Raw genomic sequence first — 24979 nt, forward strand, 5'->3', positions numbered from 1 at the left:
TATCAGGGTCGAGGTCCGAAGACCGCCCGCGACGTCTTTGCCTGCTGTTCCTGCGCTTGTCAGACGCAACAACCCGGAAAACGAAGCGCCACCTCCGTTTCCTTCTGCAGTTTGCTGGATAATCGGGGTTGTCACTTCCGATCTTCCGGCAACGCCATCCTTCCCCAGCAATCGAAACAGCACCGGAAGCTGCTCCCCCACTGGAAAGGACCGAATCAAAATAACCCGGTTTCAAAGTGGTGGGATAAGTCTGTGCAATTTATTTTGGTTGCCGGAAGAAAAAAGAGCAAGATCAGTGGCTTGCAGGGTGAAATATTTTTTGCGGCCGAAAATCCATCCCACAAAGAGGGTCGTGCGTTGCATAAATAGAGCGCGTGCTTCGACAGGCTCAGCATGAGGGAGGTTGATTTGATTGCAGAAAAGCAGGGAACCCAGGTTTGAAACCTCGCAGAACTATCCCCCTGCCAAACTCTACTCTCCCTCATCCTGAGCCTGTCGAAGGGCGCAACAACGTTTGTGCAATCTCTTTTTTGGTTGCATCAACATAGTGGGCCCTTCGACAGGCTCAGGATGAGGGGACGGGTCGGGTGGCAGGGTTGTAGTTCTGCGAGCTAGTCCGTGCTCGCCTTCTGCTCCAGCGCCCCGAAGACGGGTTCGAATGTCTGCAGCAGCGCCTGGTCGAGATCGTGCATCTCCACCGGCAGGCCGAGGTCGACAAGGCTGGTCACGCCGTGGCCGCGCACGCCGCAGGGCACGATCCCGTCGAAATGGGCGAGGTCCGGTTCGACATTGATCGATATGCCGTGGAAGCTGACCCATTTGCGCAGCCGGATGCCGATGGCGGCGATCTTGTCCTCGGCCGGCGTGCCATCGGCCAGGGGCGGGCGCTCGGGACGCGTCACCCAGACGCCGACGCGATCCTCGCGCCGCTCGCCGCGAATGTTGAAGGTCTCCAGCGTGGCGATGATCCACTGCTCCAGGCCGGTGACGAAGGCGCGGATGTCCTCCTTGCGCCGCTTCAGGTCGAGCATGACATAGACGACGCGCTGGCCGGGGCCGTGATAGGTATATTCGCCGCCGCGGCCGGTGGCGTAGACCGGAAAGCGGTCGGCGGCGAGAAGATCGGCGGATTTCGCGCTCGTCCCGGCCGTATAGAGCGGCGGATGCTCGACCAGCCAGATGAGTTCCGCCGCGCTGCCTTCGCGGATCTGCGCCACGCGGTGCTCCATGAAGGCGAGCGCCTCGTCATAATCCGTCAGGCCGTCGGCAATGCGCCATTCGACGGGCGGCGAGTCCTCGGTGGGCAGGAAGGACGGCGTGAGGGAATCGCGGCTAAGTCTCATGATCTGAAGTTCTGGTCCGTGCCTGTCTCGGCTCTGCGCGAGCTCATGATGGGTCTGACGCATATGGACTTTTCCGTGGGAAAATTCCAGTGGGCTCTTGGGCCCGGTTCTGGCGGGCAGGGGATTTTGACAGGCATGTGAAAAACAATCGCGATAGGGCTTGTGTCCCTCATACCTATTTGCTACATGCGCCGTGCCGACACGGTTCGGCTTCTACCACAGTGCGGTCGTGGCGGAATTGGTAGACGCGCAGCGTTGAGGTCGCTGTGTCGCAAGACGTGGAAGTTCGAGTCTTCTCGACCGCACCATTTTCTCTCTCAGTTCGTATAAGCGGCTGAATTTTCAGCAGGATGCCTCGGCTTCGCGAACGAGTTCTTCGTCACTGGGCCATTGCTTTTGGGCTATTGCTTTTGGAACTGCGGCCAGATGTGCGCCAGAGCAGCGCGCGGATCGAAATATTCGGCGTCGATCGGCAAGTCCCTGATCTCCGTGCGGATCGGGCTCCTGCGTCCGATCATCGACTTCTCAGCCTCGTTGACATTGTCCTCCAATGCTTTGGCTATGAGTTCCGATGTCGGCAGTTCTATGCTTGAGATGAACGGAGACCGGCGCGACAGGTCCTTTCCCGTATATTTGTTCGTGATCGTCCGCAGCCCGGCATAGGCCATCTCCAGCGGCGGGTAGCTCGGATGCGGAGAGATCATCAAGGACAGGCCGACGGACGCCCGGCTCAAAAGCGACGCATATTCTTCCAACGACATTTTGCCCATGACGGCGTAATTGGGCAGCGAAGAGGCCAGGGCCGAGTCGAATGCTTCGCCGATGCAGCAGACCTTCCATTCGGCGGCCTGCATGGGGTTTCTGCGTGCCCAAAGGGTCAAACCGTCGATCCCGGATTCGAAGCAATTGCGAACCGCCGACGGGCGGGAGTAGAACAGGATGATTTTTTCGCGCAGCGCGTGGCTCAACGCCGCGTCGACCTTGGCGTTTACCTGATAAGGAATGACCATTCGCACCGGATGGGAATATTTGCTTTCGAAATGTCCGAGCAATTCCTCGGAATTTATCAGGGCGATGGTATCCTCGCCGCGAAGATAGGTGGACTCGGCAAGAGCGTAGCGCGTGGACCAGCCATAGAAATCCGGCTCGAAGTCCTGCATCAGGTACACGACCTTCGGCGCGCCGCCAAAGAGAACCTTCTGCGTGTCGTGGAGGCGAAACGCGTTCAATGCGGTCCACCATGCGGTGGCAACGAATACATCCGTTGGCCGCATGTCCAGGCGATTTTCAGTGCGATCGGTTGCATCGAGCAAAACGCGTTGCGCCGGCTGTTCTGCTCCAAGTTTCTGCACGCTGTAGTCTTTCAGACCGTCAGTGACCGCCGATACCGGTGCGTCGGTTACGACTATCCGGAGGTCCAGGCCGGCACCATGGGCCTGGGCGATCTGATCGAATATCTTCAACGCGGTGGCGATGCCGCCGAACACGTCCTTGGGATTGACGGTCGGCAGAAGCAGATTCAATCGCGGCCTGTTGTCAAACTGCGGCGCCGCAAGCAGCCGATAGGATTCCGGGATCCGTGACGAGGTGATATCCGACGCGCTATGTTCCGAGCCCAGCAATGGGATGAAGCGCCTGCCTGCGTGAGCCACCGGCCGCTCCGTCTGCTTTGTGGTCACGCGCGCCCAGCTGAACCTTGCATGCTCCGCGAACAGGAGCAGGGATCGCTCCAGCGCGTGAGCGAGGGTACCATCGATCTGGCCTTCTTCTTTGGGGAAATCGTCGAATGTGAGGTTCAGTTCGCGAATATGCCTGATGGCCTCCGATCTTCCCCAGAACATCGATCCGGACGGAAATTCGAGGATCGTATTCGCATCTAGCGTGATTCCGGCCCTGGCTGTGATCTCCTTGGCAATGGGGAAATCATAGCCCCAGTTTATCTGCTCTTTGATCTCGTCGTGATGTTCCGCATAGACGATGCCGATATTGCCGGTCGACAGGATGCGAAGATTGGTCTCGGCAATTTCCTTGCTGCCGATCAGATTGGTAAACAGGTATTTGCGCCAGATGTTGCCCAGCCCGTCCGTATGCAATGATTTTTTCGAATGGAGGTGGAGAAAACATTCGTAACGGTCGTAGACTTCGCTGAATCCGAGATATTTAGGAGCGATATCGCGACCGCGGTTAGGCGTGACACGAACTTCCGTTTCAAGCGCGTGGATATCGAGTCCGGCGATGGCCGACAATATCGCAGCCTTCTTTTCCTCGGTGTCGGTCGTAATGAACAGTCCGAACGGTATTGGAATGTTCTTGATGTAGCCGACCATCTCGGAGGTCAGTTCAGGATAGAAGATATGGGCAATGACGGCCACTTTGCCGAATGCGATATCGCCACCGTAATCGGCAGTCGGTATCGCTATGGCGGGATTGACATCGTCGGGTATGGTCCGGGCCGCGACGGCGCCAATGGCGTTCAGCCGCCCCGGCTTTACTTCCCCTTCCAGCAGATAATAGGGGATCTCCCTTGGGTCGATCTTGTGGGCGATGAACCTCAAACTATGGGCCGCGAACGACCGCGGTCCCCGGCGTCGAAGTATTTTATAGGCGCGCGATGCGTAATGTAACATGACAAAAGAACCTATCTATCGTGCTCATGGCTTGTAGACAGGCATGCACCGGGCAGTCAACCAAAGAGCCATGGACGCGCAGTGCGGGTCAGTCCCGGTACCGTGAGCTTTGTACCGATTGGCCCGCAATCGGGGCAGTTGCGATCAGCGCCGGTATTGCCATCGCCGGGCTTTCCGCTTACACGAATTGTCAATTGAACAGGTACTGTACCGAAACTGCGCGCGCGGGCATCATGCGCAGGCAGATTGATGGGCAACACTAAGGAACCGGCTGTTGAATCGCGATAAGTCCGACACGGAAAAGACAGCAAAGACGTTTGACGAATATGGTTTGAGCTACGCCGAGAGCGTAACGAAAGCAGTCGAGTTTACAGGGCTATCGCTCGATTTCGTTACAAGGGTGAAGGGGGACTATATCGTTGATCTCGCTCGACATCATGCCGGCGACGCATCAAAGCTTTCTGCACTGGACGTTGGATGCGGAATTGGAAACTTTCACCCGTTGCTGGTGCCCGCTTTCCGCAGTGTTTCGGGTGTAGACATATCCGGCGTCTCCATCGACGTAGCGCGCGCGAACAACCCGGACGTCGACTACAAGGTGTATGATGGGCAGGTGTTGCCATACGATACCGATTCATTCGACGTTGCGTTTACGGTATGTGTGATGCACCACGTGCCGCCGTCGCTTTGGCCGAACTTCGTTCGCGAAATGCAACGGGTGTTGAAGCCTGGCGGGCAAGCGCTGGTATTCGAACATAATCCCTTGAATCCTCTGACCATGCGGATCGTGAACTCTTGCCCGTTTGATGAGGACGCGGTGCTGTTGCGACAGGGGCAAACCAAGAAGCTGTTTGAGCAGGCCTCGTTCAAGGATGTCTACAGTAGAACCATTTTGACTGTACCACCCAAGGGAGGCGTTCTGAGGGGCCTGGATCGGGCTCTGGGTGTTCTGCCGCTCGGTGCTCAGTATTATGTTTCGGCGACCAAATAATGCGTGCGATACTGGCGCTCCTCTCTCGCTTCGGCACAGTCGGAATTGCCGCTACCCTGTTGTACCTGATCGTATCGAACATCTTGATATTCCTTGGCGCAGAGCCAATCGCGGCATCCGTCGTCGCCTATATTGCCGGCATGGTCGTTTCCTTTTTCGGGCAAAGCCTCTTCACCTTTCGGGTTCAGGGGCTGAAGCTCCACCATGGTCTGCGATTTTTCGTACTGTCGGCCGTCGGGTTGTTGATGAGCTATGGCACGGTCTACGCGGCAATGGCCAATGAAATTCCACCGATGGTGGGCACTGTCGCAACCGCGCTGCTCGTTCCGGTCATCAGTTTCCTCGCAATGAGATTTTGGGTCTTTCCGGACGGATCATCCGGTCCGACGACCTAGATAATCGGCAGCAGCGTCAAGTCTCCACGAACGCTTTGTCGGGCTCAGGAAGCGGCGATGTCTGCTCCCCAGAAGACGAGCCATCGAAAGGCAGGTTCTCATTCGTCGGGGTGAGCGGCTCCATTATCTCGGCGTATTGATGCAGGCAACTCCGGTATAACTCCAGATCCAAGGCATTTGCCTCATAGAACCTCTCGATGAAGGTGTCGGAAATGTCTTCCCGCCCGAATTTCTTGTCGCCGGGAGAGAGCTCGAGTTCGTTAACCTTGACGCTGTCGACATGTGGCTTATCGGTGAATGTCGTGCGGATGACGTCCATGTAATGATCCAGGAATGGCAAAGGGCACAAGCCGAAATAGAGCCTGTTCACCGCCGAGATCAAGGCAGCTCGATCATTCTGGACGCCACACAACCAATATGACTGTTCATTGGGTTCCAGTGTGGCCTGTCCTACGAACTGTTGAAGGCTCGCGTACTCTTCGCGGAATTCCCGGTGTTGGGGATGAATAACCGAGCGGCCGTAATTGTAGTTCGAGATCACTCGATCCAGTGGCTCGCGAACAACTGAAACGAGCATCAGCCGTTTGGTAACCAGGTCGATCTCGGAGGATACCTGATCCAGCCTGATGTGTCCGGTGTTGAAAGGCCGGATCAGGCCAGATTGACATAGATCACGCCAGTCTTGACCCGCATTGTCCCAACTAAGATGGGAATGCAGCGGAAACAACTCTTTCATCACTGTAAGAAATGATGTGCCGGCGGTTCTAGGTATGTGAATATGCAAGAGTCTGAAGGCTTGATTAAACTCAAGCGGACGCTGTCGCATCGCTCGAACACGATCCATGGCTTCAAATAACACTCAACTTCCTTTCAACCAGTTTCTCCATTTTAGTTATAGTGTGGATGTTGTCTCCGCGCGACAACGGCGTTGCACCGCTTACAGAAAGAAGCTAAAGCCAGACCCGTCAAGCCAAAAGGTGCTGTCTGTGGTTACCATCTACCTAAGTTATTTCAACGCTGCTCAAATCATCGAGAACTCCGTTCTCAAGCCGATACAGGTGGGGAGGGCGCTGTCGTCTGTTGAGCTTCCGATGCTGGGTGACGATGAAGGTGATAACATCTCCGAAAAGAACCCCAGCTATTGCGAACTGACCGGCACGTATTGGGTTTGGAAGAACGATCATAGTTCCGACTACCTCGGTTTCTTCCACTACAGGCGTTTCCTCGACTTTGACGTCGCTCGGAAGCGATCAATGACCCCTCACGGAATAATCGAGAAGACGTTTTCTGATGGCTTTATCGAGAAATTTGCGCTGACCGAACACCAAATCGAAGATATCGTCAAAGACTATGATGCGGTCGTTCCCGAACCCCTTGATGTGAGGTCGGTCGGATCAAAATCTGTTTGGCACCAATATGTTTCAGATCCCTTTCAGCACGTTGGTGACTTGAAGTTAGCCAGAAAGGCAGTCGAGGAACTCCATCCCGGCGATGTAAAATACTTTGACCGGGCGATGGCGGGGTACAACCTTTATCCCGGCAATATGTTCGTGTTCAAGCGGTCACTCTTCGAAGAATATTGCGAGTGGCTCTTTCCGCTACTCAAGAGCATTGAGCTGTCTGTCAACACGACCAATTACAACGCTGCAGAGAAACGCGTGATCGGCTATCTCGCGGAGAGACTCCTTACAGTGTTTGTTGTCAAGAAGCAGATGGAAGATGACGCGTTCAAGATGCGGACTTTGCGCCGGGTGTTTGTAGAGAATACCACTCCTACGCCCGTCGCGCCTCCGTCGCCGAAGACCGAGCTTCCGGTCGTTTCAGTAGCAGCCTCAACTGACGCAGCCTATCTGCCTCACATGGCAGCACTCGTCACGTCGGTGCTTTCCAACGCTTCACGCGAGCGCTTTATCGAATTCCTCGTTCTGGCAGGCGGTTTGGGCGAGGCCGACAAGAAAATGTTGCAAGGCCTGGAATCGCTGCACCCCCATTGTTCGATAACTTTTTTGGACATGTCCGGAGCGTTTCTGGAGCTTCCTCTGCAATCATACTTTACGCGGTCCACATATTTCAGGCTGGCTATTCCAGAATTGTTCAAAAACCATGACAAGATCGTGTTCTTGGACACCGACATGGTTGCAAATGCCGATGTAACCGAACTGTTCGATCTCGATTTAGGCGACAATTATGTTGCTGCCGTTCGGGACCTCATTATGAGCAGTTTCGTATCAATGGGAGTACGCCCGTTGGCGGAAACGGGCAGCAAGTCAGCCAAGCACTATCTGTCAGAGAACCTTGGCATGGGTGAAAAATCTGGTGACTATTTCCAGGCCGGCACCCTTGTGCTCAACCTCAAGGCGATCCGCGACGCTGGTGTCACCGATAAAATGCTTAAAGATCTCGCGGAACGCCGGTTTTGGTTCCTGGACCAGGATGTTCTGAACAAGCATTTATTTGGTCGCGTGATGTTCATCTCCCCATCCTGGAACACTGTTATCATAGACCAGCGGCACCTGTCGTATCTCAGCAAAGTCGAGAACGATGCGTACAAGAAATCTCACGACGATCCGAAAATTGTACACTTCGCGGGTGTAGGAAAGCCCTGGATAGATTCACAGAATCCACTGAGCCATTATTATTGGAACTACCTGCGTCGGACGCCCTGGTATGAGAAGGTGCTGTTTGGGGTCCTGGATCACAAGGTGCGTCAAATTGAAGGTCAAGCGCTAGCGAACAAGAGGCGTAGCTTCCGTTGGAGAATTGCAAGCCGGGTTTGGCGATCGCTGCCCAATAGGGTAAGATTGCCGCTGTTTGCATATGCCGACCGCTTATCCGGCAGGTTATAGACATGAAACGAATACTGGTGGTTGGCGCAGGTTTTAGTGGCGCCGTAATTGCAAGACAGTTAGCCGAACAGAACTACGCGGTCGACGTTATAGAGTCGCGCGCGCATGTCGCGGGGAATTGTTATACGGAAACAGATCGGCGAACAGGAATTACAGTTCACCGCCATGGGCCACATATTTTTCACACAGATGATCAACATGTGTGGGAGTACGTCCAGAAGTTCGGTTCTTTTCAGCCCTATACCTGCCAGGTAAAAGCCACGACTGGCAACAGGGTCTACAGCCTGCCCATCAATCTACTGACCATAAACCAGTTTTTTGGACAGACATTCTCTCCTGCAGAGGCGGAGCGGTTCATCAAGTCAAAATCCGAGAACATTCCGGAAGTTGTTTCCTTTGAGGACCAGGCACTGAATTTCCTGGGGCGGGAACTGTATGAAGCCTTCTTCAAGGGCTATCCGATCAAGCAGTGGGGCATTCACCCCCGGGAACTGCCGGCATCAGTGTTGAAGCGACTTCCTGTGAGATTCGACTACAACGACAACTACTTCAATCACCGTTACCAGGGAATTCCTGAAACGGGATACACGGAGATAGTCGCGTCGATTTTACGCCATGCGAATATTTCAGTGACACTCGATCGCGCCTTCAGCGCAGGGGATAGAACGGAATACGATCACGTCTTCTATTCTGGAACGTTGGACAGTTGGTTTGGACATAAGCTCGGTCGTCTCGGCTATCGAACGCTTTCGTTTGAAGCGAGCCACCACAGCGGAGATTTTCAGGGGTGCGCAGTTATGAGTTACCCCGAAGAACAGGTGCCCTTTACCAGAATTACGGAACACAAACATTTTGCGCCATGGCAAAAGTTCGACGAAACCGTTGTGTTTCACGAGTACAGCAGCTTGAGCAAGCCAGGGGATACCCCATACTACCCGATACGACTTGTTAACGATAAAGCAATGTTGTCGGAGTACGTTGAACTGGCCAAGCGCGAAGATAACGTCACTTTTGTAGGTCGGTTGGGGACCTACAGATACCTCGACATGGACGTTACGATACGAGAGGCATTGGAATGCGCGGATCGGTTCTTGGAACTAAACAGATCGGATCGTCCAGTTCCTGCCTTCTTCCACCCACCTCTGTGAGAATCTGGATTCATGTCTGAAAGATGCCTTCTGATCGGTGGTGCTGGATTTATTGGGAGAGCGTTAGCCGATGCTCTGGTCAGAGACGGAAAAAATGTCAGAATCTTCACGCGAAATGTTTCTCCGGATCTTCGCAAGAGCTTCAGTGGTTGGTCGACTGGCAAAGTAGAGTTGTTACAAGGTGACTTTCTGGTCACCGACGACCTGCGGCGGGCACTCGACGGGTGCGACTCGATAGTTCACCTGGTCACGACTACGCTGCCGGCAACGTCCAATGCAGACAAGGTATTGGACATAGAGACGAACTTGCTTGCTACGGTTCGCCTGTTGGAAGTGGCGAGATCGTACGGACCCAAAAGAATTGTGTTTCTTTCATCGGGTGGGACGGTCTACGGCAATCCGTTATATATTCCAATAGATGAGGTTCATCCGACGAACCCGCTATCGTCTTATGGAATAGGCAAACTTGCCATCGAGAAATATCTCAATCTCTATAGTCATCTTTACGGCTTCGATGCCGTTTCTCTCAGGCTATCCAATCCATATGGACCGGGGCAGCGAGGCGATCGCCAACAAGGCGCCGTAGCCGTTTTTCTGGAGCGGGCCTTGACGGGCAAGTCGATCGACATTTGGGGAGATGGAAAGGTAGTCCGTGACTATGTTTATATCGACGATGCGGTAAATGCCATTTGTACTGCTTTGCAGTACAAAGGCACCCAGAATGTTTTTAACATAGGCTCGGGTGAAGGGCACGATCTGAACGAGATCGTCAACGTTCTTGGAAGGCTGTTGAATAGAAAATTGGCCGTATCCTACCATGACCCCAGGGCCGTGGACGTTAAAGCGAGCATACTCGATATCTCGTTAGCGCAAAAACATCTCGGCTGGACACCCAGGTTCACATTTGACGAAGGAATTTCCAGGTTCCTGCAATCGCGGGCGAAACAACTGGACTATCTCCTGCCGGTGCGGCTCGCATTGGATGCCGAGCACACTGATGAATGATCGCTACCCGGCTGCTGCATTGTCTGAACGGACAGGCCTCTGCCGGCAGGGTCAGTAAGTCCTATAGCAGAAGCATCATCGGCGTTTTTTTTCGGTTATAAACATTCCATCGCAGGCAGCGTCGCCGGCATTGTCGATCACAAGTTCGTACCTCGCACCATGAAACACAGACGTGTCGAACTCGACCGAACTGTCATCGGTAGCAATGCGGATTTGATGGCTGCTTTTGCCGTCAGAAAAAGAAACGAGGACACCGTTTGAGCCGGGGCAGGCGCCACCGAGCTTGAAGGTCAATACGCCTTGATAATTCCACAAAACGACGGTCGGAGATCGCGCTCCGGGGTGGGCAAAGACGACATTCGAGTGGGGGGAGTATTCAAACCTGCCCCATATATCGCCCAGCCGCAACTCCGAGCCCAGCAAGGCTGTCGTGATGCTCCCTTGATATTTCTCTGCCCATTCCGGGTAGGAAGCAAAAAATGCTTTGAGCAACAGATCGACATCATCTTGCGAGAACGGCCTGGTTTTCTCATAGATATAAGCCTCAACACCGTCCAGGACATATGTCTGGGGCAGGCGCCTGTAGGCTTTGCCGATGCCGGTTCCATCCATGATCATCGAGGCGGGCAGGGTGATGACCAACTGTCCCGTGTCCCGATGAGTCTGGATCGGATTGGTGAGGACGACATATTTTGCCAGCAATGCGGGCGCCGAAATACCATCGATCCGATCGATTTGGGAAACCTGGGCAGCGAACGGAGCGAGCCTCTCCTTTGAGAGGGTCATGAGCATTGAATCATTCAATCGCTCGCTTGAGGCAAATATGGCAAATCGAGACGAGCTGCTTTCTGTCAGGCGCAACAAATCGTTCGTCAGGGCTTGGTAAGCGTCGATATTTGCGACTTTGACCGGTGGCGCGGCAAAGGGAAGGATGTTCTTCAGGACAGATATGCCGGCCGCAGATGCAGCGAACGAGACCACGAAGACCGCGGCAATTGCCGTCCCCGCCACCGCTGCCACAACCGATGCGTATTTCCGATCAAACTGTGACCGTATGAATGCTATGCCGAACACGGCGAGATAGGTGAACCAGAACGCCACGGGCAGATAATGATGGTCGGCGAATACCTGGACCGAGGTGAAGAGCCCATAGGTCAATAACAGATTCAGCCATCCGAGCATGATGAACGGCACCGCCCGTGGATTCTGCAATGCACAGCCTAGAGAGAGCAGCGACAGGCCGATTGAAAGGATGCCGAAACGCTCAAGCAGCATGCTCAGATGACGCAAGGCGGACACCTGATAGGCGCTGTTGGCCACGGTGTAATCAGTCGAGAGCGCCGTCATCATCGCATCGCGCTGAAACAGATACATCAAGAGCAGAGCGGCGGATCCTGCAATGAAGTAATTGACGACCGTGACCGCCAGAGCCTTGCTCCACGCGACCCGGGCCCGAAACACCGACAGGTAAAAGCTCAAAACTGGAGCCGTAAAGCACAGGGCGAGAACTGAATAGGCATACCAACGCCGGAAGAGGAAAGGCAGCCATATGAGGATGCCCATGAGCAACGCTCGCTTCAAGTTAAGTCGCGTCCCCGTGTCCGGCTTGGCAGAATAGTATATCAACGCGCAAATGGGTATCAGGCCAATAACATCGGGGCCGCCGCGAACGATCGGGTCCCATATCGGCACATTCAAAACGATTGTGGCAAAGAGCAGCCAGGCGGGCAGTGTGGGCGTTGCGCTGTCACGACCAATTCGGCTCATGAGGTGAGCAAACAAGATGCTCAACGGCAAAAGGTAGGCCAAGCTGATCGCACTGATGTAAATCGTTCTGCCGCCGCCGGCCAGCAGATAGAGAGGGGCGATCGGTGCTACCGATGACGCATTGTACTCCGCTGTCATGACGCTGTGGGAGAGATAGGCGATGAACGGCCGGAAGCCCTTTTCGAGCAGGCCGCCGAGTGCATTAAACTCGACCCAATAACCTCGGGCATCCCAGGAGTAGACGTTGTTTTCGAGGCTGACGTAGAGCGCGCAAAAGATCGGGGCTGCCAGTGCGGCACACAGGATGACCGAGGCGTATTGTTTGGAAATCATCCGGGTCAGAGGCTTCATCCGGGAGTCCTTGCAATTCGTTGCGCCGCAAATACCCCAGGTCCCATCGCCAGCAGAGGCAAGAACCCCATCTTCGTCATCGCAAAGATAGCGATCAATGAAATCAATGTGGTTATTATCGCCACCATCAGGAAAAACTGGCCGAATTGTGCATCGATGTTCGCTATCTTGCGGATGATTAATTGCCACTGCATTTGACAGCTGATATCGAGCGGCTCAATAGAAAAGTTGTGGTGTTGCTATGATTTCGATTTCCGTGGTGGTTCCTGTTTACTCTGGCGAGGCCTATCTGGAGCGTCTCGTTGACGCGGTTGCCGAGATCAGAGCCAAATGGATCGCGGATGACGCACCGTTCAAACTGCTCGAGCTGGTGTTCGTGGATGACGGAGCCAGGGACAATTCCCCATCCATCATTGATGCTCTCGGTTCCGGCCGGGAATGGGTCAAGCCCCATCATTTTTCCCGAAACTTTGGTCAACATCCCGCGACAATCGCGGGAATACTGAAAACCGAAGGTGATTGGGTCGTGACGATGGATGAAGACATGCAGCATCCTCCGAGCAGGATCGAGCAGCTGCTAGCCAAAGCCGCCCTGACGCAAAGTGACGTTGTCTATGCCAATGCGTCGGAGGCCGTCCATGAAAGCGCTTCACGCGACCTCACGTCCCGCCTCTACAAGAAAACAATTCGATACTTGAGCGGCAATCAGAACGTGCATTTGTTCAACAGTTTCCGCCTCATCCGTGGCTCTGTCGCGAGAGCAGCGTCAGCGGCTTGCGGCCATAGTACCTACTTTGACATGGCCTTGTCATGGTACACGCAGCGCATCACGGCGGTGCATATGCCTCTTAAAGACGACCGCTACATCCAGACGGGCAAAAGCGGCTATAAGTTGAAAACGCTGCTCAGCCACGCCCGCAAGATGCTGATTACCGGGCAGATCAAAGCGCTGAGACTGGGAAGCCTGTTTGGAATTGGCGCCCTTGGCGTCAGCATTGTTGGAGCTGCTGCGGTTCTGGGCGAGAAGCTGTTCTATCCCGAGCGGGTGGCTGCGAGCGGATGGGCCTCGTTGGCTCTGCTGATCTTGTTTTTCAGCGGTGCCATCATTTTCCTCGTCGGCATCGCCCTGGAATACATTTCAGTGCTGGTTCTGCACGCCCACGGCAAGCCATTGTATTTCATAGTAGATCGTCAGGGCGACAAGGTATTGGCTGAATATTTCTCTTCCAGCGCGGCACGAGAAGATCAGCCCACTTGAAGGTGATCGTCTCGATCGTCTTCGCGGTTATTGGCTCACACGGTGGCAGTTTTCATGAAACGGACAGCCGTGGTGCGAGCCCTGTCTCATTCTAGAGGCATACCACCGTGTGTGGATCGGCTACGTTCAGATATCCTGATTCTGGCCATTTGGGAGCGGTTGCGCATTTTTCGACATCGGCATTTGCCGGGTTGACGATGTTCAGCCTGCGTCCCGTGGCATTGTAGACCAATCCTCTAAAGGACCAGGATGGCATGCCGCCGTCACCCCGGGAATCTACAAAGCTTATTGTCTTGTCCAGTGCTTGAGCCTTGTTCAAGTCCAGGAATATTTGCCCGGCAATCCAGAGGTTGGTTTTATCCGCTCGGTTTATGTGGGCTAGATATCCATTTGTGGCAATGATGGACGACAAGCAAATTGCAAGCAAGAGAGCAGTCACTTTGCCCAATACTCCACGGAGCGTGGGTTCAATGATCACGAGGACAAAGCAGAAGATAAAAGCAAATGAATATAGGTTCCGCGTGTCCGGTGCCCATGTCGCCAGGATTGCTACAGGCAGCAACACGCCGGCCAGGCTGGCTCCTGCGAATCCCAGCGCGGTGACGGTCGTGCGAGCCGAAACAAAGGTGCCGACAACGGTGCAAAACAGAAGGGTTGCACAGATTAATTTCGCCAAAACTGGCGGCAACGCGTACCAGCCTTTCCATATCAAGGTCGGCAGTAGATTGAGCACCTCGAAAAGCCGTGTCGGTATGTCTCTGGCAGATATGAGGCTAGCTCTAGAATCCCAGCCGCCGCCATCTGTGTCTTTCGTCAATACATACAGCACTAGATAAGAAACCAGGGCGCAAACGATTGGAAGAAACGAGCGTGTAATTCTGGTCGTCAGCGTATTATTCTCCGAGCATATGGCTGCATACAATGTCCACATGGCAGCCAATGGCAAAATGGTTTGATAGCAGCCAAACGATAGCGTCAGGAGCACGACTGTGAGTAGGAAATGGGAAGGACTACCGCTTTCTATATAGTGCTTGTGGCAATAAATAGCGCCAGCAATAAAACTAAAGCAAAATGCGATATTCAATGCGGATACTCTGTAGACAAAAAAAGTCCCTAAAAATGGATGTGATACAGCGACCGCCGCAACCATCGCAGTAAATATAAGGGGCGTTCGAGGGCTGGTGAATGATGAGAACAGCAGCGCAACCAGTATAGATAATGAAGAAAATAGAAATAAGTCTGCCATGAAACTTATATCCGGCAGCTTAACTCCTAAATATAGCAATATTTCCGATTGAACTGCTGCTATGAATCGACCCTGACCGAAAAAAAATGCAGCAGGTAGCGAAACATCGCTAGTCGCGTGGTCATCTGGCGTATTGATACCCAGCAGCAATGGTCCGCACGAAAGTAGAATTGAGAAAAATGCGAACAGAGCGGAAACAATAATACGCTCTTCGATATTCGCTGGTTCGCGAGATATATACTTCCACATTAGGCTTCCCTCGCAAAAGACGATCACTCGTCTCGCAGTTCTCGATATAAATATCAAGGGTGTTCAGACGCAACGCTCTCTTTTTCCATCGTAAACTTCGCTAATACCCGAAAAGGATTAATGCGGCTTACAATGCAGCGATCACAGCTGCGGTGAACGAGGTAGCGCAACCAGTCCAAGTCTCCGTTCGCCAGCGGCTGCAAAAAGCGCGCAGCAAGGCAATCGCCATGATTCTAACGGCAGTCTTGCTGCGTCGGATCGCAGTGTCGACGCAAGCCGGACACATGCCGTAATCCTGTTTCAGGCACTGGAAAACTATGGCGAGGCGATGGAGCTCAACCGCCGCTGAAAAGGATCAAATGGACATAGTCCCGCGCAACTCCCAATAGAAGCATTGATACAAGGATCAGAATACTCATCAAGATCATGTTGTTCAGGGTCATGCATGCCACTAGTAATCAGAATTTCTAAAGTCTAGATGATGGACTCGTTTGGAGATTTAGTCCAGTGCCTCCAATTGGGTCAGTATCCTTTCACATGACAAAAGAACAGCTTGGTGGCAAAATCCTGGTTTCGAAATGATGGCCTTTCAGCACACTCTGGCAAACTGCCATGCGAAAGCGCCATCGCACTTTAAAGGGTGCGGTTCCTGTCGAAAACAAGGTTTACCTTGCGGGCAATGACAATATTGCTGGCCAGGATGTCGCTTCTCACGACGCAACCCAATTGCACGCGCGGCTGCCGGGAACCATGCTCAAGAGAGCGCCAATGACACCTCGTATCCGGCCTAGATCTGGCCCTGGCCGCCATCCACGAACAACTCGCTGCCGGTGACATAGCTGCTTTCGCTCGATGCGAGGAACAGGGCTGCAGCGGCGACCTCGGCGGGATCGCCGATACGGCCCAGCGGCGTAACCTGCCGCGCATAGTGTTGGAACGCCTCGAATTCTTCTTCGGTCTTGGATAATCCCCGCGCGCCCGGCGTTGCGATTGGACCACAAGCAAGGACGTTGACCCGGATCTGCCGCGGCGATAGTTCGATGATCCAGTTGCGCGCGAAGCTCCGGATGGCCGCCTTGCTGGCTGAGTACACGCTGAAAGCCGGCGCGCCCTTATGCGCTACGGTCGAGCCGGTCAGAATGACCGACGCGCCGTCGCTGAGTAGGGGTAGCGCTTTCTGCACCGTGAACAGCGTACCCTTGACGTTGATCGCGAAGGTGCTGTCGAAATGCTCCTCGGTCATGCCGTCAAGAGCCCCACGCTCACCTCCACCCGCATTGGCGAAGAGCACATCGATCCGGCCAGCCTCTTCCCGAACGATGCGATAAAGCCGGTCGAGATCTGCGAGATTGGATATGTCTCCCTGCACGCCGCGCGCGTCGCCGCCGATCTCGGCAACGGCCGCGTCCAGTTCGGCCTGCCTCCGTCCCGTCAGAAACACCCGTGCGCCTTCGCGTGCAAACTGTTTGGCGGCAGCCAGACCGATTCCACTGTTGGCGCCTGTCACCACCGCGACTTTACCGGCGAGTTTATCCATCTTCGTCTCCTGTGATTATCCAGGCGCCTATATGGGACAAGACTTTCAAAAAGGGTAGAACGCACTAATTTGTAAGTATCAATTTTCCTCCACGGGGTGCTTTGAGGTAGCGCGCGTAGCTCCGCGACTGGAAAACACGATCGTTCTCTGCTAGTCGTCCTATCTCTACATACCTTTTAGTAAGTGTTCGAAAGGACGTAAGCAAATGCCGGCTGCACCCTACGCATGTGGAATTGACGGCGTCGTAGACCTGATCGGGGGGAAGTGGAAAATAGTGATACTCCACCGTTTGACTTCGACCGATGGTCGTTTGCGCTTCAGCGAACTGCGGAAGCAGGTCGGCAAGGTCAGCGAAAAGATGCTCAGCCAGCAGATCAAGGAGATGGTGGCGGACGGCCTGGTGAGGAGAATTGATTACAAGGTGGTTCCGCCTCACGTTGCCTATGAGTTGACCGCCTTCGGCAAAGACCTTTGCTCTGCGCTTTATCCGATTTGCGACTGGGGCGAGCGCAACCTTGGCGAGCTCACGGCAATCTCCCGCGCGCGGCAGGACCGGCAAGCATGATCGATGATCGAGCAAGATGGGTCAGCTGGCTTCGACGATATCGGAAGCCTGTTCGATCTCGCTCCATGAGCAGATGAAGGCGCCGCATCGGGCGCAATGAACCGGGGATTCCTGGCTCTCCTCAATTGGAATGAGATCATAGCGGAAACTGCACTCCGGGCACTCAAGCGGAGTCTGCAGTGGATACAACTCGATTGACATTCGGGAACATTGAAACTGTACCCGTGATCCGAGCGTGACATAAATCTCTCAGGTCCGCCCTCTCAGCCATGACCGCTTCGCATTCCCACGTCGATCGTGAGGCGGTCAGACCGGCATGTTGGCTGGCAGGCCATGCGCCTGAGCGCATGGCCCGAAGCCCTTATGCTACCACTTCACGCGCAGGCCGATATTGCCCTCGATGACCTCGCGGTTGCCGCCATCCACGTCGAAAGTGTAGTCCGCGACGGCATAGGCGCTCAACGTCTCGTTGAAATTGTGCACAATGCCCGCGCCGAGTTCGACCGCCGTGGTTTCGCCCCTCGTGGTGATCGCATCGCCGCCAAAGCGCACGCTGTCTTCCGTCTCGAACACGTGCCAGAGATTTGCCTTCAGATAGGGCTCCAGCACGCCGCCGGATACTTCGTAGCGGCCCTGCAGCCGTGCGCCGATCCGGCCCGTCCAGCCATCATCCGTATCGAAACCGATGGTGGAGAACGCGTCTTCCGTATCGTCGAGCGAGATGTGCTGGTAGATGATCTGCGCCTGTGGCTCCAGCGTCCAGTTCTGGCCGAGGGCGAAGGGATAGCCGGTCTCCAGCGACAAGGTAACGCCGCTGCCGTCGAGATCGATGCCGATCGCCCGGTCCGAACGGGCCGTGCCGTCGAACCAGCTTCCCATCACAACGGCATCGACATACCAGTTCTGCGGGCCGATATGGGTCCAGTAGGCACCGACGCTATGCGTGTCGGACTCGATCTTGCCGGTCTTCAGATTGTTCCATCCGAGCGCCTGGCCGCGAATATCGGCGTCGAGCGAGGCATAGCCGTAAAACAGCCCCAGCGTATCCTTGTGTCCGCCGTCGCTCTCGTGGCGCAGGATGTCCAGTCCGAGCTGGGCGCCCCAGATCGTGCCGTCAATATTGGGCGATACCGTGCCGCCCCAGCTCTGTTCGACGCTTTCGCCGAAGACGCGCGCCCATGCGGCGGAAGCGAGTTCGCCTGGCCTCAGCACGTCCTGTGCGCCGCGCCGTTCATGGAAGGTGCTCAATGTCGCCAGCTGCGTTTCACGCAAGGCGGGGATCGCCGCCGAATAGGTCGGCACCTCGACGCGGTAGAGCGGAACGATGTCGCCTTCCACAGGCGTCGCTCCCTCCGTCGGCGGGACGACGCCCGGTCCCGGGACCGGCGCCGGCGTGGTCGGTATGGCTGGCGTAGCCGGTGGCGGCGTCGCTGCCTCGGCCTCTGCGGGATCTGGTGGCGCGACAGGTGGCGTATCCGTGGGCAGCGCCGGCACGTTCTCGTCGGGTGACGGCGGTGGCGGTGCGGGGGACGGTGGCGGTGCGGACGGCTCCGGCTCTTCCGGCTCGACTCCCGTGCCCGGGTCGGTCGGTGCCGGTGCGGGTGTCGTCGAGCCATTGATGAGCGTGGAGCGCAGGTACCAGTTCTCGGCGCTGCCGCCGCTGACACCGCCCTTGAACAGGTAATATTCGTAGGCGCCGGCTGCCACGGCATTGCTGAGGGCAAAGGTGCCAGACCCGGTGTTTGCTCCGTTCAGCGCCTGGACGAGCATGATGCCGTCGGCCGTCGTCGCGGCGCCCGCCCCACCATCGTTCTGGACGCTGATGCCCGTCGTTCCGCCGGCGCTGCCGCCATCGATGACCAGCCTGTCGGAGGCCGAGCTGTCGTCGCCGAGAACCGTGTCGAGGAACAGCAGGCCGCCATTACCGGTATAATTGCCGGCTATGCGGAAGGTGTCGCCCGTGCCGGTGCCATTGGTCAGGTCGATGCGACCTGCATTGGTGACATTGGCGAGTTGTCCGGCCACGGCCGACACGACCGCGGAATTGGTGCCGCCACCGAAAAGCGTGCTGGTGGAATCGACGCTGAGGCCGCCCGTGCCAGTGCCGGCATCGCCGAGCGTCAGGGTGCCGTCGAAGGTCAATTCCGTGTCGTTGGTAGCGGCGATCGATTCCCAGTTCTGGAACCGGGCGACGCCGGAAGTGGATACATTCGAGAGCGTGAGGCTGTCGGTGCCTTCTCCGCCAGTAAATTGCGGGCTGGCGCCGAGATTGGCCGCCGTCAGATTAGAGAATATCGCAGTGTCGTTGTCGGGCCCAAGATCGACGGAGCCATAAACGATGCCGCCACTGTCCCAGCGGAACGTATCGCTGCCGAAGCTCATCAGCACATTGCCGCCGACACTGCCGCCGGTGATCGTGACGCTGTCGGTGCCGCCGCTAACGCTGATATTGCCGCCAATGACGCCATCCGAAAGGATGATCGTGTCATTGCCGAAGCCGGTAACGAGATTGCGGTCGATCGTGCCGCCGGACATGTCGAAAATATTGTCGTCGAGCTTCATGTTGACGCGGCCGATGCGCCCACCGGTCATCTTGGCGCGATCGCCATCGTCGAAGGCGTCGATGATGTGCCCGCCGGACATGAAGAAATCGTCGAGAGCGTCGCCCTGGTTGAGCGAGCCGATCGTCCCGCCGACCATCTGGAAATTATCGATGCCGCCGCCTTGCTGCAGATTGCCGGTCAGCGTGCCGCCATTGATCTGGGCGAGATCGTTTCCATCTCCCTGATCGACCGCGCCGGTAACCGTGCCGTTGTTCAGGATGAAGGTGTCATCGTCGTCGCCGAGATTTATGGCGCCCGTGAGGTTGGCATTGACAACCACGGTCTGCTTGCCGGTCTGCCCGGTGATGGTGGCTGGTCCTCCGGCTGGACCTGTGAGCGTGCCGTCGAGCTGCAGCGTCGTCGCATTGCCCATCACCACTGCGGCGGTATTGAGCAAGCCGCTGCTCGCCATGACGAGCGTCCCTTCATTGAGCCGGGTGTTCCCAGCGATATTCGTATTGCCGCTCAGCGTCAGCGTGCCCGCGCCGGTCTTTTCGATCGCGCCGCCACCGGCGATCGTCCCGGCATAGGTGCCATTGTCGGGCTGGGCGAAGCGCACGAGCCCATCATTTGTGACTGTCGGCGGCAGGCTTTGAGCGCGCGCCTCAAGCGTTCCGGCGGGCTGGACCAGAATCTGGCCCGTATAATTCGTGTTGTCGCCAGTGAGCACCAGCGTGCCCTCCCGGACGTCGGAAACCGTGACGCCAGTGATCGTGCCGCTGAGCGTCCACGTGCCGGGGTCGTTCTTGATAAGCGATTCGAAACCGACGAAATTGCCGGGCAGGGTCGCTTGCCCGCCGCCACTCAGGTATATCTGGTCATTGCCCGCGCCGCCGCTAAAATTACCGGTCACGCTCGATCCGGTATACAGGCGCAGAATGTCATTGCCCCCGGCGAGACTGATGCTGCCTCTGATCGCGCCCCTGTTGGTGAAATCGAGAGCACCGCTGCCGGAGCCGCCAATCACGGTGTTCGTGGTGCCATTGCCGGCCTCGATGATGCCGGTTTCATTGTTGACGACGGTATTCAGGCCGCTGGTGTTCTGCGACCAGATGGCCACGGAATTGTTGGCGTCGATAAGACCATTATTGGTAACGGTGTTGCCGGTGCCCTGAAAATTGATCGCCTCTGCGCTGCCCTGTGTTCCAAGCGCCAGCACCTGGCCGCCTTGATCGACAGTCAGATTTCCATTGTTGCGAAACTCGACGGTATTGCCACCGGTACCGAAGTTGCCGCCAGTCGTGGTCGCTTGAGCGCTGACCACGGCCGTATTTGCAACCGTGACATTGGCACCGTCACGCAAGCTGATCGCATTGGCGTTGCCAACCGCGATCTGACTGCCGGCACCGACGTTGACTGTCCGATTGTCAGCGGCAGCGACATTGCCTTCGCCCACGGTGGTCGTCCAGGGGTTCTGACCTGCCGTGTCGCACGTCGTCACCCCGCCCAATGTGGTGCAAGCGGCGAACGAGGGGTCGACAAGCCCAAGTGGCGTGAGCACGATTGCCGTAGTGGCAAGCAACCGGGCCGTTCTCGTTCTTGATATATTCAGCACTGCAATGTCCCCGTATCGCTATGTTACGCTCAAGGAACTCGCGACAGCACCGCAGCCGCCCGTGTGGGACGTGAAGCCATGTGTCGATCGTCGCCCCGGACTTGCGTGTTGAAAAGTAAACGCAAATCACCCGCAATAAGCCACAACCTACAGTTTCACGGCAACCAAGATTGCCCAATTTTTGACGCAATGTCGGAACTTTAGGCAGCTAGAGTGACCTCAATGCAACATAGGGCGTTGTTCTGCTCACAGATAGCAAGAACTGTGCGCTTGCAGCGCAAGAGCACTGTCGGGCGGGCCATCGATCGGCCGGGCAACCTGAATTTTTGCCGGCACGACATTCAATGTTCAATCCAATGTTTTAGATATTGAACGTGCACGCCGTGAACCGGGCGGAGACCTGAAACAGATTCCGGTCAGGGACTGCCGGTACATTGGGTCGGATGAAGGAGTGCTTGTGGTGAAGGTAAAGGCGAATAAAGCGGCATTCGAGATGCCCGACGCAGAACCGGTCCACGAATGGTCTGGCCTCCGGGACAGAGATGCTCCGTCAGTATGGATCGCAACGCCGGACCGGAATTTCGGCTGCGCCGGACGGTCTCGGATCATCAATGAAATATTCGACGATGGTCCTCATACGCAAGTCGTGTGGCAGCCGGACATCTATCATGAGGCAGCCAAGGTCTTCAAATTGCGCAAGCATGCACGGGTCATTGACCTTGGCTGTGGCAACGCGATGAAGCTCAAATCATGTTTTGAGAACATTGCTGCAGAGGTAGTAGCCGTTGATTTCAAAGCGTCACTTGGTTCAGCAAAAGCCAATTTTCCTGAAGCGACGCTCGTGGATTGCGATCTGACGGATTGGGACGAAACGAGACGTACGGCAGCAAACCTTTCAGGAAGCCAGCCGGCTACTATAATTTGCAGCGATGTTATCGAACATTTGCCGGATCCTCGTCCACTTCTGGCATTGGCGCGATCGCTTCTGGCCGGAAACCCGGAAAGCAGGATATTCTTCTCAACGCCGGACAGGCACAGGCTCGCCTATGAGGTTCCAGATGACTACCCGTCGAACCGCTCGCATGTTCGCGAATGGACACTGGCCGAACTGTGCGATCTTTTGGCGGCGTGTGGCTTCGAGAATATACGTGCTGGCCATATCAGGCCCAACAAATTCGATTCAAGCCTGTCGACCAGCTTTGTCGAATGCGGTTTCAATCGCGGGAAATATGGCGAGTTCCTGTCTCGGATCGGCATTCCAGCGGGCTTGGCCACGAAAACGCTGCTTGTCACGACAGAATTTCCAGGCCTGAACAAGGCGGGCGGCATAGGCACGGTTGTCGTCAACCAGCACAAATTGAATCCGCATTCTGCAGTCTTGCTCGCGGATACTCGTATTGACGAGTCAAACGGCTCGGTGCTTACCCTGAACGCGTTGCTTGCCAAGGAGAGCCTGGAGTCGAGACCGATAGAGGACAACGTCCTCAAGTTCGTCGAACAGTTGCTCTTCTTTTTGCCGGACCTCGAAACCGTCGAGTACCAGGACTATGGTGGAATAGGCTTCCGTGTGGCGCAAGCGAAGCACAGTGGCATGTTTCCAGGCTCTCTCAAGACTGTGGTCCATTGCCACGGCAATCTTTTCTACGTCGAGAATGCCAGCGAACACTGGTTCGACATTGATCTGCAACCAATAGCGGAAAAAGAAAAAGTGGCGATCGAGCGATCGGACGAAGTCGTCTTTCCGACGAATTTTCTTCGCACGCTTTATGAATACAACGGGATGGAAATGCGAGATGAAGCGATCTCCATTGTGCCTTATCCATATGATGGCGCGTTGGTTGGTGCTGTCGAATATGAGACGATCGATACAATCGTGTTCGTGGGCAAGCGCACTCGCATGAAGGGCTTCGACCTGTTCTGCGATGCGTTCACACCCGAAGTCTGCCAGTCGCTTCGGAAGCGGGGGGTGACTCGAATTGTGCTAATCGGGCCGCGGATCGATCCTGAGGATCCATTCGATAAATCCGAGATCGGCGCTCATTTCGATGTGGAGGAATATGCCGATTTCGGCCATGAGCAACTGCTGGCATTCATTCTGGGCAGTAGGTCGCACTGCCTCTTCGTACAACCTTACCGTGCCGACAACTTTCCTCTGGCCGTTTACGACGTTGTGTCTTCGGGAGGCACGTTGATCGCGGCATCGGCAGGCGGGATACCGGAGATATTCCAGGCGAAAGAGTGGGATAAATGCTTGTTCAACACAACGCCAACCGCTCTGTCGTCAAGAATGCTGGAAGCCCTGGATTGGTCCGCCAACGACCGCGCACGGCTCAATGCGAGCCTCATCGGCAATCTGCGATCCAACAATGAGGTCGCAACATCCTTCATTCGAAAGGATCATGGGTCGAAAGAGAAAAAAAGCAAGGATCTATCGGTAACTGTGCTCATCCCGTTCTACAATACGTTTCTCGGCTATGTGGAAGAGCTGTTCTGGGCGTTGAACGAACAATCCCACACGCCGAATGAGGTCATTATAGTCGATGACGCATCGGAGAGTAGCAACGTCGAAGCCCTCAAGGAACTCGCTGGCAACGCACTTCGCGTTCCATTTCGGATCGTCAGCCATCAAACCAATCTGGGCTTGGCCGGCGCCCGAAATACCGGCTTGGCCGAGTGCAAGACTGACGTCCTGATCAATATCGATTCGGACGACATTCCGCTTACAAACTGGGTGAAAAACATCGTACGAGCGTTTGCTCGCGATGATAAAACGGTCGTAGCGGTCCCATATTTGCAGGCCTTCGAAGACGGCGATACCTTCAATTCATGGGGAGAGGGCGCTGGCATATATGTCTACCGTCCGATCGGGGAAGGCTATGTCATTTCGCAGACCGACAATCACCTCGGTCATGCCAATGGCGGCGTTAGGGTGGACTCGGCGAAGCAGTTGGGTGGATGGGATCAAAGCAGCAAGGCAAAGTGGGAAGATTGGACATTTTACCTCAGGGTAATCGCCAGCGGCGGGCGCATCGCAGTTATTCCGCGTGTCGATTGCCTGTACCGAGTGCGACCAAATTCGATGGTCAGAACCTATGGCGATTGGCCCGGGTACAAACGGGTCGCCGCCGCAAGCGATGTGCTTCCACGGTTTGAATCCATTCAATTGCAGCGCCAGCTCTGGCTGCAGGCGGAGAAGGCCAGGCGGCTGTCTGCCATGGAGCATGAACGGGCATTGCTGCTACACGACAAGGCCCTGCTGGAGCATGATCGGGCTCTGGTGGTACAGGACAGGGATCAAATTGCGCTTCAATTGCAGGCCCTGCGCTCCAGAAAGGTGGTCCGGCTCGTCGACGCTGCGTCTCGGCGCATGTCGCGGTATCCTCATCTCCATCACGCGACCGCGCGCCTGATCAGTTTTGCATGGCGATTCGGAGGCCGGCTCCGCGCCTGGAGGAAATAATCGACTGCTGCGAAGCGTGTATTTTCGCCCCGG

At 55.6% G+C, this 24979-nt stretch carries 16 protein-coding genes and 1 tRNA gene; 9 read left to right on the forward strand and 8 right to left on the reverse strand.

What is annotated here, in order from left to right:
* Positions 1–611: 611 nt before the first annotated feature.
* Positions 612–1343: a lipoyl(octanoyl) transferase LipB gene (gene lipB, locus M8997_RS04390; RefSeq protein ID WP_250014086.1), complete on the reverse strand. Its 732-nt coding sequence runs from the start codon at positions 1341–1343 to the stop codon at positions 612–614.
* Positions 1344–1566: 223 nt separating this feature from the next.
* On the opposite strand from lipB, the gene M8997_RS04395 reads away from it, so the two are divergent.
* Positions 1567–1651: transfer RNA gene (locus M8997_RS04395), tRNA-Leu, on the forward strand.
* A gap of 93 nt (positions 1652–1744) precedes the next feature.
* On the opposite strand, the gene M8997_RS04400 is transcribed toward M8997_RS04395, so the two are convergent.
* On the reverse strand, positions 1745–3970 hold the full coding sequence (locus tag M8997_RS04400) for a rhamnan synthesis F family protein (RefSeq protein WP_250014087.1): 2226 nt from the start codon (positions 3968–3970) through the stop codon (positions 1745–1747).
* Between the two features lie 274 nt (positions 3971–4244).
* Between M8997_RS04400 and M8997_RS04405 the strand changes: the two genes are divergently transcribed.
* Positions 4245–4961: a class I SAM-dependent methyltransferase gene (locus tag M8997_RS04405; RefSeq protein ID WP_250014088.1), complete on the forward strand. Its 717-nt coding sequence runs from the start codon at positions 4245–4247 to the stop codon at positions 4959–4961.
* Positions 4961–5356 carry a GtrA family protein gene (locus tag M8997_RS04410; RefSeq protein ID WP_250014090.1) on the forward strand — a complete coding sequence of 132 codons (396 nt, stop codon included), beginning with the start codon at positions 4961–4963 and terminating at the stop codon, positions 5354–5356. Before M8997_RS04405 ends, M8997_RS04410 begins: the two co-directional genes overlap by 1 nt.
* A gap of 16 nt (positions 5357–5372) precedes the next feature.
* Here M8997_RS04410 and M8997_RS04415 read toward each other — a convergent pair whose 3' ends face one another.
* Positions 5373–6215, reverse strand: a complete 843-nt coding sequence (locus tag M8997_RS04415) for a sulfotransferase family 2 domain-containing protein (RefSeq protein ID WP_250014091.1) — start codon at positions 6213–6215, stop codon at positions 5373–5375.
* 127 nt (positions 6216–6342) lie between these two features.
* Here M8997_RS04415 and M8997_RS04420 point away from each other — a divergent pair, with 127 nt between their 5' ends.
* Genes M8997_RS04420 through M8997_RS04430 form a run of 3 tightly spaced genes read left to right on the forward strand, consistent with a single transcriptional unit; the run spans position 6343 to position 10355 of the window.
* Positions 6343–8202 carry a DUF4422 domain-containing protein gene (locus M8997_RS04420; RefSeq protein WP_250014092.1) on the forward strand — a complete coding sequence of 620 codons (1860 nt, stop codon included), beginning with the start codon at positions 6343–6345 and terminating at the stop codon, positions 8200–8202.
* Positions 8203–8204: 2 nt separating this feature from the next.
* Positions 8205–9350 carry a UDP-galactopyranose mutase gene (glf, locus tag M8997_RS04425; protein ID WP_256473145.1) on the forward strand — a complete coding sequence of 382 codons (1146 nt, stop codon included), beginning with the start codon at positions 8205–8207 and terminating at the stop codon, positions 9348–9350.
* A 12-nt stretch (positions 9351–9362) separates the two neighbouring features.
* Entirely contained in the window at positions 9363–10355 is a 993-nt protein-coding gene (locus tag M8997_RS04430; protein ID WP_250014093.1) for an NAD-dependent epimerase/dehydratase family protein, read from the forward strand.
* A gap of 75 nt (positions 10356–10430) precedes the next feature.
* Here M8997_RS04430 and M8997_RS04435 read toward each other — a convergent pair whose 3' ends face one another.
* Together M8997_RS04435 and M8997_RS04440 are read right to left on the reverse strand one after the other, a co-directional pair.
* A complete protein-coding gene (locus tag M8997_RS04435; RefSeq protein WP_250014094.1) occupies positions 10431–12473 on the reverse strand; it encodes a hypothetical protein in 2043 nt (680 codons plus the stop codon).
* Positions 12470–12667, reverse strand: a complete 198-nt coding sequence (locus tag M8997_RS04440; RefSeq protein WP_250014095.1) for a hypothetical protein — start codon at positions 12665–12667, stop codon at positions 12470–12472. The genes M8997_RS04435 and M8997_RS04440 overlap by 4 nt, the downstream gene beginning before the upstream one ends.
* 47 nt (positions 12668–12714) lie before the next feature.
* Between M8997_RS04440 and M8997_RS04445 the strand changes: the two genes are divergently transcribed.
* Positions 12715–13731, forward strand: a complete 1017-nt coding sequence (locus tag M8997_RS04445; RefSeq protein WP_250014096.1) for a glycosyltransferase — start codon at positions 12715–12717, stop codon at positions 13729–13731.
* 91 nt (positions 13732–13822) lie between these two features.
* Here the strand turns inward: M8997_RS04445 and M8997_RS04450 are convergent, their stop codons facing one another.
* On the reverse strand, positions 13823–15226 hold the full coding sequence (locus M8997_RS04450) for a glucosyltransferase domain-containing protein (protein WP_250014098.1): 1404 nt from the start codon (positions 15224–15226) through the stop codon (positions 13823–13825).
* 787 nt (positions 15227–16013) lie between these two features.
* Positions 16014–16763, reverse strand: a complete 750-nt coding sequence (locus M8997_RS04455) for an SDR family NAD(P)-dependent oxidoreductase (RefSeq protein ID WP_250014100.1) — start codon at positions 16761–16763, stop codon at positions 16014–16016.
* Positions 16764–16968: 205 nt separating this feature from the next.
* Between M8997_RS04455 and M8997_RS04460 the strand changes: the two genes are divergently transcribed.
* Complete coding sequence (locus M8997_RS04460) at positions 16969–17328, forward strand: helix-turn-helix domain-containing protein (RefSeq protein WP_250014102.1); 360 nt, start codon at positions 16969–16971, stop codon at positions 17326–17328.
* 366 nt (positions 17329–17694) lie between these two features.
* Here the strand turns inward: M8997_RS04460 and M8997_RS04465 are convergent, their stop codons facing one another.
* Positions 17695–21486: an autotransporter outer membrane beta-barrel domain-containing protein gene (locus M8997_RS04465; RefSeq protein ID WP_250014104.1), complete on the reverse strand. Its 3792-nt coding sequence runs from the start codon at positions 21484–21486 to the stop codon at positions 17695–17697.
* A gap of 457 nt (positions 21487–21943) precedes the next feature.
* Between M8997_RS04465 and M8997_RS04470 the strand changes: the two genes are divergently transcribed.
* On the forward strand, positions 21944–24946 hold the full coding sequence (locus M8997_RS04470; protein WP_250014106.1) for a glycosyltransferase: 3003 nt from the start codon (positions 21944–21946) through the stop codon (positions 24944–24946).
* Positions 24947–24979 lie beyond the last annotated feature (33 nt).

The sequence above is a fragment of the Phyllobacterium sp. 21LDTY02-6 genome (genome assembly GCF_023554255.2).
In the GTDB taxonomy this organism is placed as follows: Bacteria; Pseudomonadota; Alphaproteobacteria; order Rhizobiales; family Rhizobiaceae; genus Phyllobacterium.